Annotated in this window: 15 protein-coding genes; 5 read left to right on the forward strand and 10 right to left on the reverse strand. The window is 43.9% G+C overall.

Annotation, left to right across the window (positions count from 1 at the left end; translation table 11 throughout):
- Positions 1–28: 28 nt before the first annotated feature.
- The 3 genes from HFD85_RS02375 to HFD85_RS02385 are packed head-to-tail and all read right to left on the reverse strand — an operon-like array spanning position 29 to position 3,774.
- A complete protein-coding gene (locus tag HFD85_RS02375; RefSeq protein WP_167605000.1) occupies positions 29–1,402 on the reverse strand; it encodes a Gfo/Idh/MocA family protein in 1,374 nt (457 codons plus the stop codon).
- A 49-nt stretch (positions 1,403–1,451) separates the two neighbouring features.
- Positions 1,452–2,696, reverse strand: coding sequence for a DUF6807 domain-containing protein (locus HFD85_RS02380; protein ID WP_206081840.1), 1,245 nt, complete (start codon positions 2,694–2,696; stop codon positions 1,452–1,454).
- Between the two features lie 31 nt (positions 2,697–2,727).
- Complete coding sequence (locus HFD85_RS02385) at positions 2,728–3,774, reverse strand: uroporphyrinogen decarboxylase family protein (protein ID WP_167605001.1); 1,047 nt, start codon at positions 3,772–3,774, stop codon at positions 2,728–2,730.
- 70 nt (positions 3,775–3,844) lie between these two features.
- Between HFD85_RS02385 and HFD85_RS02390 the strand changes: the two genes are divergently transcribed.
- Together HFD85_RS02390 and HFD85_RS02395 are read left to right on the forward strand one after the other, a co-directional pair.
- Entirely contained in the window at positions 3,845–4,783 is a 939-nt protein-coding gene (locus HFD85_RS02390; RefSeq protein ID WP_167605002.1) for an AraC family transcriptional regulator, read from the forward strand.
- 86 nt (positions 4,784–4,869) lie between these two features.
- Positions 4,870–8,637 carry a beta-galactosidase small subunit-related protein gene (locus tag HFD85_RS02395; protein WP_167605003.1) on the forward strand — a complete coding sequence of 1,256 codons (3,768 nt, stop codon included), beginning with the start codon at positions 4,870–4,872 and terminating at the stop codon, positions 8,635–8,637.
- On the opposite strand, the gene HFD85_RS02400 is transcribed toward HFD85_RS02395, so the two are convergent.
- From HFD85_RS02400 to queG, 3 genes are read right to left on the reverse strand one after another with little or no spacing between them, the layout of a single operon-like run.
- Positions 8,624–10,087: a sulfatase family protein gene (locus HFD85_RS02400; RefSeq protein WP_167605004.1), complete on the reverse strand. Its 1,464-nt coding sequence runs from the start codon at positions 10,085–10,087 to the stop codon at positions 8,624–8,626. The two genes, HFD85_RS02395 and HFD85_RS02400, sit on opposite strands and share 14 nt — an antisense overlap.
- 50 nt (positions 10,088–10,137) lie before the next feature.
- Positions 10,138–10,608, reverse strand: a complete 471-nt coding sequence (locus HFD85_RS02405; RefSeq protein WP_167605005.1) for a YdeI/OmpD-associated family protein — start codon at positions 10,606–10,608, stop codon at positions 10,138–10,140.
- The gene (queG, locus tag HFD85_RS02410; protein WP_167605006.1) at positions 10,601–11,533 is read right to left on the reverse strand and encodes a tRNA epoxyqueuosine(34) reductase QueG; all 933 of its coding nucleotides are present in this window, start codon (positions 11,531–11,533) and stop codon (positions 10,601–10,603) included. Before queG ends, HFD85_RS02405 begins: the two co-directional genes overlap by 8 nt.
- Positions 11,534–11,573: 40 nt before the next feature.
- Here queG and HFD85_RS02415 point away from each other — a divergent pair, with 40 nt between their 5' ends.
- The gene (locus tag HFD85_RS02415; RefSeq protein ID WP_167605007.1) at positions 11,574–12,500 is read left to right on the forward strand and encodes a Ppx/GppA phosphatase family protein; all 927 of its coding nucleotides are present in this window, start codon (positions 11,574–11,576) and stop codon (positions 12,498–12,500) included.
- Between the two features lie 20 nt (positions 12,501–12,520).
- On the opposite strand, the gene HFD85_RS02420 is transcribed toward HFD85_RS02415, so the two are convergent.
- Complete coding sequence (locus HFD85_RS02420) at positions 12,521–13,321, reverse strand: XRE family transcriptional regulator (RefSeq protein ID WP_167605008.1); 801 nt, start codon at positions 13,319–13,321, stop codon at positions 12,521–12,523.
- Between the two features lie 422 nt (positions 13,322–13,743).
- Between HFD85_RS02420 and HFD85_RS02425 the strand changes: the two genes are divergently transcribed.
- Both HFD85_RS02425 and HFD85_RS02430 read left to right on the forward strand, forming a co-directional pair.
- Positions 13,744–15,033: a putative DNA modification/repair radical SAM protein gene (locus HFD85_RS02425; RefSeq protein ID WP_167605009.1), complete on the forward strand. Its 1,290-nt coding sequence runs from the start codon at positions 13,744–13,746 to the stop codon at positions 15,031–15,033.
- A gap of 104 nt (positions 15,034–15,137) precedes the next feature.
- Positions 15,138–15,911 carry a TIGR03915 family putative DNA repair protein gene (locus tag HFD85_RS02430; RefSeq protein ID WP_167605010.1) on the forward strand — a complete coding sequence of 258 codons (774 nt, stop codon included), beginning with the start codon at positions 15,138–15,140 and terminating at the stop codon, positions 15,909–15,911.
- A gap of 145 nt (positions 15,912–16,056) precedes the next feature.
- Here the strand turns inward: HFD85_RS02430 and HFD85_RS02435 are convergent, their stop codons facing one another.
- From HFD85_RS02435 to HFD85_RS02445, 3 genes are all read right to left on the reverse strand, one after another.
- Positions 16,057–17,259 (reverse strand): uracil-xanthine permease family protein, encoded by a 1,203-nt coding sequence (locus HFD85_RS02435; RefSeq protein ID WP_167605011.1) that lies wholly within the window; start codon positions 17,257–17,259, stop codon positions 16,057–16,059.
- Between the two features lie 71 nt (positions 17,260–17,330).
- Entirely contained in the window at positions 17,331–18,128 is a 798-nt protein-coding gene (locus HFD85_RS02440; protein WP_167605012.1) for a 3-keto-disaccharide hydrolase, read from the reverse strand.
- An 89-nt stretch (positions 18,129–18,217) separates the two neighbouring features.
- Positions 18,218–18,472, reverse strand: coding sequence for a DNA-binding protein (locus HFD85_RS02445; protein ID WP_167605013.1), 255 nt, complete (start codon positions 18,470–18,472; stop codon positions 18,218–18,220).
- Between the last annotated feature and the right edge of the window lie 83 nt (positions 18,473–18,555).

The raw sequence follows: 18,555 nt of genomic DNA on the forward strand, positions 1-18,555 counted from the left end.
ACAATTTAGTCGTCCTGGTTATGGTGACCTACATTTTTACGTAGTTCGTTCCGTATGGATAGCGCTGTGGACGGCTAAGCATTGAATTGGCCAGATCGTTATTTTTAAATCTTTCGGCAGTCGGATCCCATTCCAAAATTCCGGGTATTTTCATTGCAATGTGACTGACCAAACAAACAGAGCAGGCGCGGTGTCCTATTTCAGCCGGAGAGATTGGTTGTTTGCGCGATTTTATGCAATCCAGCCAGTTGCCATGTTGTTCCTCACTTACATATAGTTTTATTTCATCGTCGCCAATAACCGACTTCAAAATGTCCTCGCTACTGGCATCCAGGGCTTTTGTCGATCCTTCAGGAATAGGATCAGTTGGAGTTGCGCGATATGCACCGCGTGTAACAAAAATCCAACCGTCTTCGCCTTCGTAACGAATTCCGTTTGGAAATCCACCACTTGTATAAACGGTAATTCCGTTGGCATATTCGTGTTTTACCATAAAGTCGCCATGTACATTCCAGTCGCCTGATTTTGGAAACTGTGCTACGGCTTCAACTGATATTGGTCCTGTAAATTCGGTATCCATTCCCCATGCTGCAGAGTCGTAATGGTGCTGTCCCCATCCCGTAATCATGCCTGCACCATAATTCTCGTGGCGTAACCATCCCGGCCGGCTGTAATCGTTTTGCGGATGTACCAGTTTTTCTTTGTATTCAACTTCCGGGGTTGAACCCAGCCACATATCAAAATTTAGGTTCGATGGCACCGGTCCGGTTTCAAATACAGGGCCTGACGGATCGCCGGGCAATCCGATTTTTACGGTATGAACTTTCCCGATTCTGCCGTTGCGAACCAGTTCGGCTGCTCTCCGGAACTGAGACGACGAACGCTGCTGTGTTCCCATTTGAAGGATGGTTCCCTGGCGGTTTACAATATCACTCAATTGCCGGCCTTCAGTAATAGTAAGCGAAGTTGGTTTTTGCAGGTAAATATCTTTACCGGCTAGCGCAGCTTCAATGGCCGGTTGCGAGTGCCAGTGGTCGGGAGTACTTATAATAACTGCATCAATCTCTTTGTTGGCCAGCAAATTTTTATAATCGTCATACATCTTTACATCAACAGGATTTGAACTACCTGTTTTCTTCTTGTAAAAATCTTCAGTATATTTTTTCGCCTTTTCGGTTCTGATACTGTCAACATCGCATACAGCTATCAACCTGGCTGCATCGTGTTGCAGGGTGCCCGGCATGTCATGCGTAATGGCAATACGTCCGCAGCCGATTTGGCCAATATTGATTTTGTTACTCGGTGCATTCGCTCCGAATACCGAGGAGGGAACAATGGTTGGGATAATCAGCGTGCCGGCAGTAGTGGCTGCTGCATTTTTTAGAAAGTTTCTTCGTCTCATGTTGTTTTAGTGATTTAAGTATGTTCTATTAGTTCGTTAGTTTTTAAATTTAATCAATAAATTCGACTTCGGGCATGGAGGCAAAACTGTTCCAGTATTTCTCCGCCGTTTCTGCATCCAGTTTACCATCAAAAACAATCATCCTGTATTTTAAGGTATAATTTGTTTTCGAATCAAGTTTCCAGTCGTTGTGTCGGATCGGAACAAATTCGAAATACATATCGCCTCTTCCGCCGTTGGCATCAAGCGGCCAAACCCGCATTGGTTCCGGATGCATCCGGTTCGATGGGTGACTCAAAAAAAGTATGCCTGAACGTCCCTGTTCAGTTTCCGATTCACCTTCCACAATACACCAACGCGCATTTGAACCATCGGCATCTGCACGGGTTTTCCCTTCAGAAGTACGCACCGTACAGTTGTCTTTGTCCCAGGTTTCTGTAGCACGCCAGCCAATTCCACCTCCGTACCTGTAGGCATCGAGCATGATCCCATCCTTTAGGGGGCAATTTAAGGAAACCGTGTAGTCAATCATCCATACACCTTTAAGCAGGTTCCATACACGCACATCCAGAACTTCATTCATCGCAACCTGGTCTTCGCCTTTTGCTCCAAAATCGATGTGTTGTTGTAAGGCTTCAAAACCGCTGAATAATGCACCTTCCGTTTCAGTCAGAAAACTGGCGAATTTCACCGTTCCCTCACCTTTTATCAGGTTCCAGAAATCAACCTCTCGTCCGTCAATATGGGTTTTTGTCCAGGGGCCCCAAATACCGTAATGATGGTAATGATCAGCGGGCTGTATGCGGGTCAGAACTTTTCCTCCCGGCGACCACAGCGGATGAATATAGCCTGACCGTTTAAAAAGCGGATTGGCTTCTTTTGGAGGCAGTGTGGTGGCATACCGGTATTTTAATATCGGTTGGTCGTTCTTTTGCAAGATGAGATCTTCGCTGTCCAATTGCAACTGGATTGCCGGCTGTATTGTTCCGGGATTATCTTCCTGACGAATGACGAACCGGCGTTCACTGCCCGCTGTCGTCGGTCCTTCCAAAACAAACCACAAACGAGCTGTATGCCCGTATTCAACCTGAGATGGAACGGCTTCCTCTCCGGTTTCGCTCAACTCGTAAAGCACGAGTGCTCCCATGTCGCTGTTGTAATTTATTGCATCGAGCGGAACAGAAACCGGTGCATCAACACGGTCGGTTTTTGATGTAACCACAAATTTTGCCAGATCCTGCGCAAACAACGAATTTGCGACAATGATTAAGCCGAAAAGAAGCAAGGTTTTCATTTTATTTAGGTTTAGTTCGGAATATTATTCTTTAGCCCAGTTGTGGCACTACTTCATCAATGGTTTCTTTAAAAGCCTGAATGTTTTCCGTACTTACATTTTGTGGCATTCCGCCTCCGCACGACCAGATCACGCGATTGGGATCGCCAAATTCGAGTACCATTTTCCGGGTTTCCTCGCGAACCTGTTCCGGAGTTTTGGCCATCAGCACATCGCGTGGCGGAAGGTTGCCGATTAACGCAACTTCGGGGCCGGCGAGTTCGCGGATCTCTTTCATGCTGTGCTCGAAACTAAAATTGAAAAGGCTGACTCCCATTTCTTTTAAATAAGGAGTTGAAATCAAACCCTGAGCATCATTATGGAAGAAGTTCAGTTTTGAATCGATAGCAGAGAAAATCCGCTGAATGTAGGGCACTGCAAATTCTTTGCATTCGTCGTCGCCAATAAAACCAACAATATCATCCAAAAGCAGGATCCCTTCTATGCTGGGAAACTTTTCTTTTTGGTACTGTATCCAGTCGATCGAAAATCGGGTGATGGTTTCCAGCAACTTGTGTGCGTTTTCAGGATCCATCATCAGCGCCATCATAAATTCGGTGGTGCCCATTAAAAACGAGGCGATATTGAGCGGGCCGCGTGCAACGGCAAATTTTATGTCGTGGCCCATCTGCCTTATCGGAGTTTCATAATTCGCCAACCGCTGGATAATGAATGGCAGCAAGCCGTCGGTTTTCGGATTGGGGATTTTTAAGCCTGCAGCATCCGAAATATCGTATATTACTTTGTCGGCATGCGGTAAATTGAATTCGTTCCACACCAGTTTGGCACCAAAAGCCGATGGTTCGGTACACATTCCAAATTCGGACCAGAATCCCGGCAGAAACAGAATCTCCGGAAATGTTTCGATGGCTTTTTTGTTGGCCTCAAACCAAATTTGTTCCGATGAGTAAAATTGTAGCGTTGAAATATTTGCCCAGCCCGGAATCCAGGGACTGTCGATGATGAATCCGGTTACAGGTTTTTGTGGCTTTTCTCCATGCACTGTTCGCAGGAGAATATCCCATTGATCATTTGTCATTTTATTGGTTTTAGTAACCTTCAAATTTATCGACTTGTGTAAAAAACTAACAGTATTAAAATTGCAAGAGATGGTACTTTTTTTACATTTGTTACAGATTCATGAATTAAGAAGAGATGCTGCTATGAAACTAATGCACGAACAGATTAGCTTTCCCGGTCAGTCGATCGTGAACGCCAAACTAAAAAACAGACCTCACTTTACTTTTCCCTGGCATTTTCATTCAGAATACGAGATAATGTATGTGATTGATGGCTCAGGCAGTCGTTTTGTAGGCGATAATATTGAGTCGTTCAGTTCGGGCGATTTAGTATTACTGGGCAGCAATCTGCCACATTTCTGGAAGTCGGATGAGTCCTATCATCGAACTGAAAGCAATAAGAATATTGAGTATGTTGTCATCCATTTTTCGAATACTTTTTTTGATAACGCAGTTTCTGAATTTCCTGAATTCCAGCTTGTAATGGATATGCTGCAGCGTTCATCAAGAGGGATGTGTTTTCCTCCTGAAATTTCGAAACAGGCAGAAGCTACCGTTTTTAGTATTGTGAACTCAAAAGGACTGGATCGGATCATTCATACGCTCGAGCTCCTTCAGTTTTTATCGAATACCGAAGATTACCATTTGCTGGCCGGAGAACTCTACCAGTTTGAATTGCACAAATACATTGATGACCGCTTTTCAAAGGTGTTGCACTATTTAAATTCATCATACCTGAAAAAAGTGGAGCTTAAAGAGGTGGCAGGAATCGCAAATTTGCATCCTTCGGCATTCTGCAGGTATTTTAAAGAAAAATCGAGTAAATCGCTTTCTGAATTCGTAAACGATTTGCGCATTAGCTATGCCTGCCGGTTGATTATTGAAGGTAAAATGTCGATTTCGCAAATATGTTTCGAAAGTGGTTTTAATAACCTGTCCAACTTCAACAGAAGCTTTAAACGACAGACCGGTTTCACCCCATCGGCATATTTCCACGAATACAATAAGCATAACGTTGAAGCAATCTGATTTTATAAAGAACGGGGATTGATAAAGCGACTCAGCAATCTTATTTTTACGGATGTTCGACCTGGCGATAAACAAAAAATCAAAACATGAATCGTATTCCTCTTTTCATTCTTCTGTGTTTGTTTTTAAGTGCAACTTCTCAGGAAATTGAATTTCTTCCCGACGACTGGCAAAATCCGTCCGTTTTTGAAAAAGGACAGAATGCGCCACATGCTTTTCATATGCCTTATAGTTCGCGGGATCAGGCCATTCAGAATTTGCCCCGAAAGTGCGAAAACTTTCAGTTACTAAACGGAAAATGGAAATTCCTGTGGGTGGAAACTCCTGATCAGGTTCCGGAAGGTTTTTGGGAATCGGATTTCAAAACAAAAGACTGGGACGAAATCACAGTACCGTCGAACTGGCAGATGGAAGGATACGGACATCCAAAGTTCCGGAATGTTGCCCTCACTTTTGAGAATGATCCGCCTCATATTCCTGATTATTACAATCCGGTGGGGTGTTACAAACGTAAATTTGAACTGCCACGCGAGTGGGAAGACAAACAGGTGATGCTGCGGTTTGAAGGGATAAAATCAGCATCGTATGTTTGGGTGAACGGAAAACGTGTGGGCTACAACCAGGGTGGTTTCGAGCCTGCTGAATACAACATTACGCCTTTTCTCGATCGGGGTGAAAACGATATTTCGGTGGAAGTGCTGCGCTTTTGCGATGGTTCTTACCTCGAAAATCAGGACATGTGGCGACTGTCGGGAATTTTTCGCAATGTGAAACTTTATGCTCAGCCCAAAACTCATATCCACGATCATTATGTAAGCACCGATTTGGATGATGAATACAAAGATGCAACGCTGAACGTAGAGCTTGACGTGAAGAATACGTATGCTGAACCGGTTGATGTAACAGTAGAAATGGATGTGTTTGATGAGGAAGGAAGATCGATTTTGCAGGAAGGACTTCAAAAACAGGAACTGACGATTGATTCGGCAGCCAGTCAAAAGATCATTCTTTCAACACTGGTTAACGATCCGCCCAAATGGTCGGCTGAATTCCCCAATCTGTTTCAGATGTTGCTTGTTTTGAAAGATGAAAATGGAAATATTCTGGAAGCTTTCACCCAGAAAATTGGTTTTCGTGAAGTGGAATACAAGGACCATATTCTTACGGTGAACGGTGTTCCGGTAAAGCTGAATGGGGTGAACAGTCACATGCACGATCCCAAACACGGGCAGGCAGTGCCGCTGGAAACTTTACGTACCGACCTCATTCTCATGAAGCAAAACAATATTAATTGCGTACGTACCTGTCATTATCCGCCAACACCCGAATATCTCAGCATGGCCGATGAACTGGGAATGTACATCTTTGCCGAAGTGGGTGATGAGGCGCATAAAAACCTGCAACTCTCGGAAGATCCGGCATGGACTGAAATGTACCGCGACCGTTCGCGTAAGCTGGTTTATCGCGACCGCAATCATCCGTCGGTGATCGTATGGAGTGCCGGAAACGAATCGGGCAACGGTCAGAATATTCACGAGGTGATAAAAACCGGGAAAGCGATCGATCCGAGCCGCCCCGCATGGATGTACGGCGGAAATAGCTTTTATATTCCTTTTGAAGATATAGTTGGGCCACGTTACTGGAGCCCGATTGATTATAAAAATCTGGCAGAAGGAAAGGTCTTGCCCGAAAACGATCAACGGGCTTCGTTTATGGATGAATACCTGGCAGCCACCGGCAACGGTTTGGGAGGAATGGATGAATACTGGGAGTACATATGGAAATATCCGAGGCTGACCGGCGGTGCGATTTGGGACTGGATCAGTCCGGGCATTGAAACACCACGTTGGATTGTCAACGATATTTCTGAAGCCAAAAACGACGGACAAATTATGGGACGTCCGGTATTTCAGGAAGGCAAAAACGGTTGGGGACTCGAATTCTCAGGTCACGACGACTGGGTGGAATTTTACCGCGATCCGAGTCTTGATATCACAGGGAATCAGCTGTCCATTTCGTTTTGGGTGAAACCATTCGAGATTCCTCAGGCGAACACTTTTATAACAAAGGGCGAACATGGATATGGAATCAGAATGGAAGATTCGCAAACACTCGAATTTTATGTACAGGGCGAAAAGCGAATTTCAGCAAAAGCTAAAGTAACTGATGATTTTTACGACAACTGGCACCACATTGCCGGTATTTATAACGGCAGCAGTCTGCAACTTTATATCGATAAAAAACGAGTTGCGAATACTTCATTTAACGGGAATAGCAGCCCAACACCTTTCCCGTTGTGCATAGGCCGCGAAGCCGAAAATCAGGATCAGGGAGAGTATTCGGGGCGTCTTTCAAAAATGGTGATCGACGAAGTAAAAGTTTTCCCCAAAGCTGTAACGATTAACAGCATTGAAGAAGCAAAAACAGGTGCCGTGTTGGATCTCGACTTTGAAAAAGATACACTAACCGACAACTTTTACGCAGTGGGATTGGGTGGCCGCACCTACGGAATTGTTTGGCCCGATAGAAGCGTGCAACCTGAAATACACCAGATAAAAAAATCGGGGCAGCCGGTAAAAATCGAAGCTGTCGATATTGAAAATGGTCGTTTCAAAATCATCAATCGCCACCACTTTAAAAACCTGAATGACCTTGATGGATTTTGGGAAATTGAAGTCGACGGAAAACCTTCGCAAAATGGCCTTTTTGAATGTGATCTGGCACCCGGAGACACTACTGAAATTGCGATTGATTACCGCCGTTTGCGCATCGACGCGCGTCAGGAGGCGATAATGACCGTTGGTTTTATGCTGAAAGAAGATAAAGATTGGGCATCCAAAGGCCACGAAATTGCCTGGGAGCAATTCACGGTTCCAACCGATTTATTTTTTGTAGAAGATGCCCAAAATGATAAAAAAGTAAGTTATACGGGAGATGAAAATCAGCTGATCATTTCCGGAGCTGACTTCCGATATGTGCTGGATAAAAGAACGGGAGAACTGGCATCGTTGCAATTTAACGGAACCGAGTATTTGGAAGGCGGACCGCAATTTAATGTTTGGCGGGCACCAACGGCCAACGATATCGATCCGTGGGGACGCTACATGTTTAGCCGCGAAAACCGGACTCCGGGATATGGCCGAAGTATCGACAATACCTTACGCACCCTCGGAATGCGCGATTTGGTTACTCAGGTTGATGACGTGGAAGTGATTGAGCTATACGAGAATGCAGTAAAAGTTCGCATGAAAGTGTTTTCTAATTCATCGTTGCCGGCCAATCGCCGCTTAAACTGGGGCGGTAATTTTTCAGCTTTCGAGCGTATTGAAACCTGGACATTTACCGCTGACGGGAAAATTGAACTGGAACAGGAAATCATTCCGCACGGTCCAATGCCCGATATGTTGCCAAAAATTGGGTTGCAGTTTCAGTTGCCAAAGGCTTTCAATAAGGTTGATTATTATGGCCGCGGACCTTTTGAAAATTACCCGGACAGAAAAACCGGGGCAAAAGTCAGCCGTTATCATTCTACTGTCGATTCGATGTATGTTCCTTACATTATTCCGCAGGAATATGGAAACCGTTGCGATGTGCGTTGGTTGCAAGTGCAAAACGACGAGGGCAAAGGTTTGCTGATAAAAGGCGATGAGCTCTTGAATTTCAGCTTGCATAAATACACTACCGATAACCTTTCGCGGGCAATGTACACCTATCAGTTGCACGAAGCGCCAAATACGATATTGAACGTGGATTACGAAGTTTCGGGGGTTGGTGGAACATCAATCCGGCAATTACAAAAATACCGTGTACGGCCGGGTGTCAGAAAGTATAAAATATCAATCACTCCATATTAGTGACTTTCCCGATTTCTCTGGTTCCTGAACCTTTTTCCAAGCCAACATTCAGATCGCCCAGTTCGGTGCGTGCTGCTTCTGCAACTTTCATCAGTTCAGTGGCTTTTTCAGGATAGAATTCAATAACGTTGTATTGTTCGCCGGGATCGCGCATCATGTTATACAATTCAGGTTCCTCTACTTTCATCGGGATTCTGGGGCCTCCATGTCCATCTTTTCCCGGTTTGGTGTAGTACGACATCCAGGTGTGTGGCAATACGAGTTTCCAGTTTCCCTTTCGAACTCCGTTCAGGTTATTTTTCCCGTAGTAAAACAAAATCGTTTCGCGAGGTGCTGCTTCTGTATTTCCTTTCCAGAGTTCTACAACACTGGTTCCGTCAATCTTTTGTTCAGGTAGCGGTGCTTCGGTAATTTCTGCAAAACTCGGTAACAGGTCGATTGCACAGGCCAGCTTGTTGCAGATGGTGCCTTCGGGTGTTTTCCCCGGCCATTTTATAATAAAAGGTACGCGCTGACCACCTTCCCAACTAGTGGTTTTTCCTTCGCGCAATCCACCCGACGAACCGGCGTGGTTGCCAAAATTCAGCCACGGACCATTATCCGTTGTGAAAATGAAAACCGTATTGTCTGCAAGGTTGTTTGATTCCAGTGCTTTCTCAATTTCGCCTACACTCCAGTCAATCTCCATCATTACATCGCCATACTTGCCTTGTTCACTTTTCCCCCTGAATTTATCGGAGACTCCGAGTGGAATGTGTCCCATTGAATGCGGCATATACAGGAAAAATGCCTGGTTGGCGTGGCGATTGATAAAATCCACTGCTTTTTCGGTATACAAAGTGGTCAGTTTATCCTGTCCTTCGAGGCTGGTAATTCTTTCCATCACCTCATTTCCTTCCAGTATCGGGAGTTCCGGGTAAGTGCTTCTTCGCGATGTTTTCGGTACAGGTTCGCCAACATCGTTTAATGGCCACATGTCGTTTGAGTAGGGAATACCAACATACTCATCAAAACCATGTTGAAGTGGCAGAAATTTTTCCAGATGACCGAGGTGCCATTTGCCAAAGATACCTGTTGCATAACCTTTGGTTTTCAGCATTTCGGCAATTGTGGTTTCTGCGGGGTTGATTCCCACTTCGCTATCGGGGAAAAGAGCTCCTGAAAATCCAATCCGGTTGGGGTAACATCCCGTTAGCAGGCCTGCACGCGAAGCGCTGCAAACCGGCTGAGCCGAGTAAAAGTTGGTAAAACGCATTCCCTGTGCTGCCAGCTTGTCGAGGTTGGGAGTGATGTAACCCGTGGCTCCGTAACAGCCCACATCGCCATATCCCATATCATCGATAAAAACTAAAACAATATTGGGTAGCTTTTCTGAATTTTCTGAGTTGGGACTATTGGAACAAGATATGCTTAGTAGAAGCACAAGGGCAACGAGCACTGATTTTTTCATTTTATTGGTTTTAGTTGATAGCTGAAGTTAATGATAAATTTGCTGGAGTATCAAACTTTACCTGCATAATTCTGGTGCAGAAATTCAAAAAACTTATTGATGCGATCAACCTTGGTATCTTCGTTTTTTGTGTCTTCAATATGTTCAATCCAAAACATTTTTCCTGATATGTTTAGCTTATTGAAATACTTTTTCATTTGCTGGTCGTTATCAAGTAACCACTGCAGGTATTCGGGTATTTCAATGGTTCGTGTTTTGTCCGATTTATTGAGTTCAACGTTTACTGTATCTCCCTCTTGTTTTCCAATTTCATCACGGATTTCTTTTTTCAGGTGGAGCCAATGCCCGCCATTGCCGTTCGGGAGCAGGTTCATGGAATATGTTTTGCCTTCTATCGAAACATCGCACCAAACATGCTTTTTTGTGCCAAATTCTTTTTGACTATCGAAAGGAAAATCAGCATAGGTGCCGTTAAAGGCTCCTTTTATCAACACCGACTGAAATGTAAACTTTTTAGCCATCTCTCAGGAACTTTAGGTTTCTTTTTAATCCTTTAAATCCGGCACGTTTGACTGCAGAGTTTCTGAAAAGTTCATTAAAAAGCGGCCGCTCCATGGTGTTCCAGTCTTCGTTGTTAAGTTGCAGGAGTTTAGGATGAGGTTCGAAGGCCTGTTCGTTGTGTGGCTCCGATTTCAGGTTCCAGGGACAAACATCCTGGCAAATATCGCAGCCAAAAACACGGTTTTCGAATTGTCCTTTCAGTGTATCGTCCATTTCACCTTTCACTTCAATCGTTTGGTACGAAATGCATTTTCGGGCATCCACCACCCGGTCGGCAACGATGGCTTTTGTCGGGCAGGCATCAATGCATTTGGTGCAGCGCCCGCAATGATCGGTTACGAGCTTTGGATGGTCGTAGGGCAATTCAATATCCAGTATCAGTTCGCCAATAAAAAAGAAACTTCCGTGTTCGAGCGAGATCAGGTTGCTGTTTTTGCCTATCCAGCCCAAACCGGCTTTTCTGGCCCAGGCACGTTCGAGTACCGGCGCTGAATCTACAAACGGGCGTCCCGAGCAGGAAGCAATTTCGTCGTTAATAAATTGCAGCAGCAGCTTCAGCTTATCTTTCAATACAAAATGATAATCGGTTCCATAAGCATATTTCGATAAAACCGGTGCTGAACTATCTTCCTGAGTGTGTGCGGGGTAATAATTTTGAAGGACAACTACAATGCTCTTCGCATTTTCAACCAGTAATTCAGGATTAACACGTTTTTCCCGGTTTCGGGCCATGTAATGCATTTCTCCGTTCATTTGCTGGCCCAGCCATTCATCCAAATGTGCCTTATCTTCTGCTAAATACTCCACCGGCAGAATGGCGCAATCCTGCAGACCTAATTCATTTGCTTTTCCTTTTATTATATCGGATATTTGTCTGGATTTCATCAAAATCAAATTTAGAAATAAACTTTCAAAGTTCGCATTTATGCGTATCGCTGTTATCGACCTGGGAACCAACACCTGTAACCTGCTTGTTGCTGAAATGCAACGCGGAGGCTTTAAAATCCTGCACCAAAGCAAGCAACTCGTTAAGTTGGGTGACGATAAAATTCGGGATGACGAGATCAGTCCTGCAGCGATGGAACGTACGCTCGAATCATTCAGATTGCATAAGAAGATTATCGAAGATTTGGAGGTTGAGCGGGTATATGCGCTGGGAACCTCGGCAGTGCGTGGCGCTTCAAATAAAGTTGATTTATTGGAGCGACTTGGTGACGAATGCGGTTGGCTGGTAAAGGTTATTCCCGGTGAAAAAGAGGCAGAACTTATTTTTAAAGGCGTTTTGCTGGCCTTTCAAAATCTTGAAAATCCGGCAGTGATTCTCGATATTGGCGGGGGAAGCAACGAACTGATTTTGGCTAAAGATCAGGATTTATTGTGGAAAGAAAGCCAGGCTACTGGGATGGCACGCATCATTAATAAATTCAAGTTATCTGATCCTGTTCAACAGAACGAAATAGAAACGCTGCAAAAGTATTTTACGGAACAACATGTTCAGGCCATTCAGCGATGCACAGAAAGCAAGGTGGGAATGTTGGTCGGATGTTCTGGTGCTTTCGATACTGTAGTAGACATGATTGATGAAGTTGATCCGGGAGAGAAACAACGCATTACCCAAGAAATTTTACCGGATGATTTTTATAAGGTATATCACAAACTGATTGCATCGACACGTGAAGAACGCATAAAAATGAAAGGGATGGATCATGTTCGGGTGGATCTGATCGTACCTGCAGTTGTTTTGATTGAAACGCTGGTTCGGAGTATTGGTATCAAAAAAATTGTACAAACCGATTATGCATTGCGCGAAGGTGTTTTGTTTGAGTTGATCGAACGGCAGAATTACGTATGATCTGATTCCTGTAGACTACACTACTTTATTCCTGATTTTAATTGTTGCAATTCCATTTTCATTGCGTTTACACTTTGCACTACTTTTTGCAGGTCGCTTTCCGGTTCCGGGATTTCGGTATTCAGGTAGCAAACAAATTTCCAGATCTCCTTAATTTCAGTCACAGCAATTTCGTAAGGTTCATATTCTGAGTTTAGGGAAATTAATTTCAATGAACGCTTTTCATCGATATTGTTTTCAACCAGTTTAAATACAATGCCTTCGTCGCGGGTGACAACAATGCAGGCTTGTCCGTTTTTTGCTTCCATAAAATCCTGAACAAACTCACCGATCACCACCGAACCACTCGGAATGGGTAACATGGAGTCGCCACTGATCGTAAAGGCGCGGTACTTTTTTTCTTTCGATAAAAAAGGCAATTGAAAAACAGGGAGTTTGCCAATGTATTCGGGGTCGGCAAAACTGGTAACATAACCCGCCTGTGCTTTTTCGTTCACAAACTCAATGTTGTCGTTATTTTGCGGATCAACCGTAGTCGCGATCACCCGCAAGTTGGTGCCGCGGATAAATACATCGAAACCATTCTGAAGGTCGGTGAATTGCATTTCCGAAAGCCGGCTTAAATCGATGTTGATCAGTGTGTCGATTGCAATTCCAAAATACTTCGAATAAGCTTGTAACTGCGGAACGGTTGGCTGACTAATCGAATTCTCCAACGCATTTATTGTGGTGCGTTTCAGATTAAGCGCCAGCGCCACTTCGTTTTGCGTACGCTTTTTTCTGCTTCGCAAGAGTTTGATGTTGTTGCTGAAATGGTTCATAAATTTATTTCTGTTTTTGTATCCTCATACTTTCAACGAGAGATTCTTCGCTCCTCCGTCAATTAACGGATACGCTCAGAATGACAAGATTCAGAAGGCAGATAGCTGCCGTGCTTGTACATTCTAATTAGAATATGAAATTCATGCACGGCAGTCACTACAAATTATAACTTGTCATTTCGAACCATCTATTGATGGCGAGAAATCTTTTTCATATGGAATCAATTTTTCTTATTCAAAATTAGAAAATATTCTTGCTCATTCAATAGAAATGATTAATTTATTATCGTCATTAATGATAAAAATATTATCAAACAGTCGTGAAAACAATTTCCATTAATTCCTGTGGGCTTTGCCCAAACATTGAGGTTCCAAATCCCCGGTATTGACCGGGGATTTTTTGTCGAAGAAAATGAAACGCCATGAATGAACAAGTAGCAAATAAACTTAAAATACTCTCCGACGCCGCCAAGTACGATGTGTCGTGTGCTTCGAGTGGCAGTAATCGGTCGAACCATTCAAAAGGAATAGGTACCGGAGTGGCTTGCGGGATTTGCCACAGCTTTACCGACGACGGACGTTGCGTGAGTCTGTTTAAAATACTGATGACCAACCACTGCATTTACGATTGTGCTTACTGCATAAACCGGAGAAGTAACGACCGGCCGCGTGCCACTTTTACACCTCAGGAAATTGTTGACCTGACGATCGGATTTTACCGCCGTAATTATATCGAAGGTTTGTTTTTGAGTTCGGGAGTGATAAAAAGCCCCGATCACACCATGGAGCGAATGGTATCGATTGCCAAAAAGCTGCGCACCGAAGAAAACTACAACGGTTACATTCATTTAAAAGCCATTCCGGGAGCGAGTGATGTATTGATTCATGAAGCCGGAATCTGGGCCGACCGTTTAAGTGTGAACATGGAAATACCTACCGAGCCCAACCTGAAAAAGTTGGCCCCCGAAAAAAATTACCCCGATATTATTTCACCGATGGGACAGATCCGCGATTCGATTCTTGTGGCAAAAGAAGAGCGGAAAAAATACCGGAAAGCGCCGCGTTTTGCACCGGCCGGACAAAGTACACAACTGATTGTTGGAGCTTCGCCCGAAACCGACCGCCAGATCATTCTGCTGTCGTCGGGATTATACAAGAATCAGAATTTGAAGCGCGTTTATTTTTCGGGTTATCTGCCTGTGAATGATTACGACAAACGATTGCCCGCCATTACACGTCCTCCGCTGGTTCGTGAAAATCGCTTGTATCAGAGCGACTGGCTGATGCGTTTCTACCATTTCAAAGCCGAAGAAATATTGAACGAAGATCAGCCTTTTCTCGATCTTGATGTGGATCCGAAACTGGGTTATGCACTTCGGAATATGCATTTATTCCCGGTTGATATTAACAGGGCCGATTACGAAATGATCCTGCGTGTGCCGGGGATCGGGGTGCAATCGGCACAAAAGATCATTCTGGCGCGCAGGCACCGCCGGTTGACGATGCTGCATCTGAAAAAGCTTGGGATTGTAATGAAACGAGCCAAGTATTTTATTACGACCAACGAACTTCCGGCTTCGTTTTCGGACTGGGAGCCACTGCGATTGAAACATAAATTATTGAGTGAAATGAATTCGAAATTCAAAAAATCAGAGGACACGCAACTAAAGTTGTTTACCGATTTTAAACCGGTGTTACCAACGCTGCATTAGTTCCGTTAGCAGTCGCAGTTTTCAGTCTCAGTATATAGAAAAACAGTATCCGGAATCAAATATCCATTATCCATTATCAAGAATCCAATATCGAGTATCCAGTCATGAAAATATACACTTACGATAATAGTTTTGAGGGATTGCTGACGGCTGTGTTTGAATGCTACCGCCGCAAAGACTTTCCGGTTGATATTTGCTCCAGGGCCGGTGAGCAGCGTTACCTCTTTGTTGAAAGTGTGCACATTGAAACTGATCCTGTAAAAGCAGAACGGGTTTGGAAAGGTGTCCAGGATAAGCTATCGGGCAGGAACAAACAATTGCTGTTTTACGCGTTTCTTTCAGAAGAGCAGGGAATTGAAATGAAGATCTATCGTTTTCTCCGACGTTTGTTTAGCGGTCATTTCAACCTGGAAACCGATTATGGCGATTCTGATGTGCTTTACCTGACTCAAACTTCGCAAAAAGTAAAAAAGGAGGCCATGCGCATGCTACAGTTTATTCGTTTTCAGCACACCAAAGACGGGATGTATTTTTGTGGCATTGAACCACGTTACGACGTTATTCCAATGGTTTTAAATCATTATCAGAAACGCTTTGCCGATCAAAAGTGGCTGATTTACGACATCAAACGCAACTATGGTATTTATTACGACAAGGACAAAGCAGAAGAAGTTGAAATTTCGAAGAAACAGTTTAACACCTACAACGGGCAGGTGAAGCAAGCTTTGCTCGATGAAGGCGAAGACTTTTATCAAAAACTCTGGCGCTCGTATTTTAAGCACGTGAGTATTGAAGAACGTAAAAACCTGCGTTTGCAACGTCAGCACATGCCGCGACGGTTTTGGCGGTATTTGCCCGAAAAACAGATGGAAGGTTAGAGTTCGGAGTTCAAAGTTCAAAGTTCAGGGTTCAGAGTTTCGTTGTCGCTTTCCGAGAGAATAAAGTTTTAAAAGGTAAAAAGAAAATGTGCTAAGAAGTTAAAACCTCTTAGCACATTTTTTTGCTGCTAACTGCGAGCGAATGCTATTTTTCTGCTTTGGTTGTAGGCAATAACAAATTCAGAATAATTCCAACGGTAGCTGCCAAACCAATTCCGGCGAGCGAAAAATGGCCGTATGTAATAATGGCTCCACCAATACCAACAGTTAGTACCACGGATACGATAACCTGGTTGCGTGTTTCGCCCAGATCTGCTTTCGAATCTACCAGCGTTTTAATACCAATAGAGGCGATCATTCCGAATAATAATAACATGATACCTCCAAGGATTGCCTGCGGAATGGTTTCGAGGAATCCGCTGATTTTGCCTACCAGTGCGAAAACAATGGCTGTGACTGCTGCAATGCGTAAAATGAAAGGATTGGTTACTTTGGTAAGCGTAATTGCTCCTGTAACTTCCGAGTAAGTCGTGTTAGGTACACCTCCAAAAAATCCGGCAAGGGCCGTTGCAATACCGTCGCCAAGCAGTGTGCGGTGCAACCCCGGTTTTTCAATAAAATTCTTTTCGCAAACACCACCAATGGTATACATATCGCCAACGTGTTCGATAATCGGAGCGATGGCTACTGGAACCATGTAAAGAATGGCCTGCCAGCTGAATTTAGGAGCTGTGAATTCGGGAAGCGAAAACCAGGCGGCTTCCTGAATGGCAGAATAGTCCACTTTCCCCCAGATGAGCGCCACGATGTAACCTACTGCAATTCCAATAAAAATAGGGATCAGTTTGATCATTCTTTTACCAAAAATTACAACTGTAATTGCCGTAGCCAGCGAAATAACGGCCAGCGCCCAGTCGGTTTTGGCCATGTCAACTGCAGCTGAAGCCAGCGACAAACCAATGATCATGATCACAGGACCGACTACAACCGCCGGAAAAAGACGTTCAACAAAAGTAATCCCGCGGAGCTTTACCAATGCCGATACTACTCCGTAAACAACACCAACAGCGATTATCCCTGACAATGTGCCCGGCCAGCCATACAGTCTTGTGGCTTCGATTATGGGAGCGATAAACGCAAAACTACTTCCCAGAAATACCGGAACCTGTCGTTTGGTAATCAGGTGAAAAAGTAAGGTACCAATTCCTGCCGTGAAAAGTGCAACTGCCGGATCGATACTTACCATCAGCGGAACAAGAACTGTTGCTCCAAACGCAACAAATAAAAACTGAACGCCTAAAATCGTGTTTTTGAAGGTCAACTGTTCGCGAAAAGTTTTCTCACTCATCTTTTGAATTTTAAATTTGGTTTTATAATAATAAACCTGTTTCAGCCGGAAACAGGTTTAATTGAAATTTCTTATTGAAGGAGTTCAGCGGGGATCTCCTTTATCGGTTTTATACGGATTGATCGAATAAACAGATCGCCACCTTCCGATTGTAACTGAATTTTTCCGGATTTAAGCGGTTTAATTTCACCGTCCTCGAAGACTCCGGTATTTGTATTTACCATCACGGTTTTGCCATTCACCACATGAACGGTTGTCCGGCCAAGGCTGTACAATTCCACGGTATTCCATTCACCCAAAGCATTTTCAGCATCGCTGGCTTTTTTTATACCGGGGCCGTTAAAATCTTTTCCGAATTGTGTAAGCTCGCCGGCCGGATCAAATGTGAGACCTGCTTCGGTTTTTGTCGTTTTTGTTTCGCAAACGGTATTGTTCATCAGGTAAGTATCGCCAAGGTTCTCGTGCATTAACTGGCATTCGATGTTGGTCATCCAGGTGCCGATAGCTGCCCCAAATTCGCCAAAACTATGGTAAAGCAAACCACTGTTTCGGCGCGTATAAACCTGTTCGCCCCATTTAAACACCAGCTCGAGGTGATAATTCGAGAAGGTATCTACAGTTGCCAACGAACCATTTACCTCGCCCGATATATGAATGAGTTTCTCTCCATCAACGTCAACCACACTGAAAACTTTGTCGGTAGTAGCGTTGGCATGCAGGTCTTCGAAACCCGTGAGCGGTGTTCCGATGTAGGTTTCCCAGCCTTCAAGATCTTCGCCATTGTAGATTGGCTGCCAAGGTTTTTCGCACGATACAAGGAAAAATGTTGCAACAAGTACAAGCAGGAGTGGTGTTAATTTTTTCATCATTTTTTAGGTTTAGTTTAAAATTTGGCAAAAAAAAACTGCCCCATAAATATAGGACAGTTTTTCAATATTTTATGTTTGCTTTTTAATTGTTAAACTGCAGCAGCTTGCATTAATTCTTTCGCTCTATCCAGAATTGCCGTATCATCAAGGAGAACAATCCCACCGTTTGGTCCCGGTTCCATATGGATTCCAACCGCTCTTCCGTTGGTATAATTAGCGCCTCCAAAATAATTCCTGACGGTTTCTTCTGATACTTCAAATTCTTGCGCCATTTTTGCGATTGCACCGTCAGGTAAGCTGTCTTTAATTTTTCTCAGCTCATTGAATGTTATTTTCTTTTCCATATCGCTGTGATATTATTTGATTAATATTATTGTAAAGAACGTTTTTATGTGATACACGTAAAGATAGGATTAAATGATTAATA

Origin of the sequence: Maribellus sediminis (assembly GCF_011799805.1) — a bacterium.
Taxonomy (GTDB): Bacteria; Bacteroidota; Bacteroidia; order Bacteroidales; family Prolixibacteraceae; genus Draconibacterium; species Draconibacterium sediminis_A.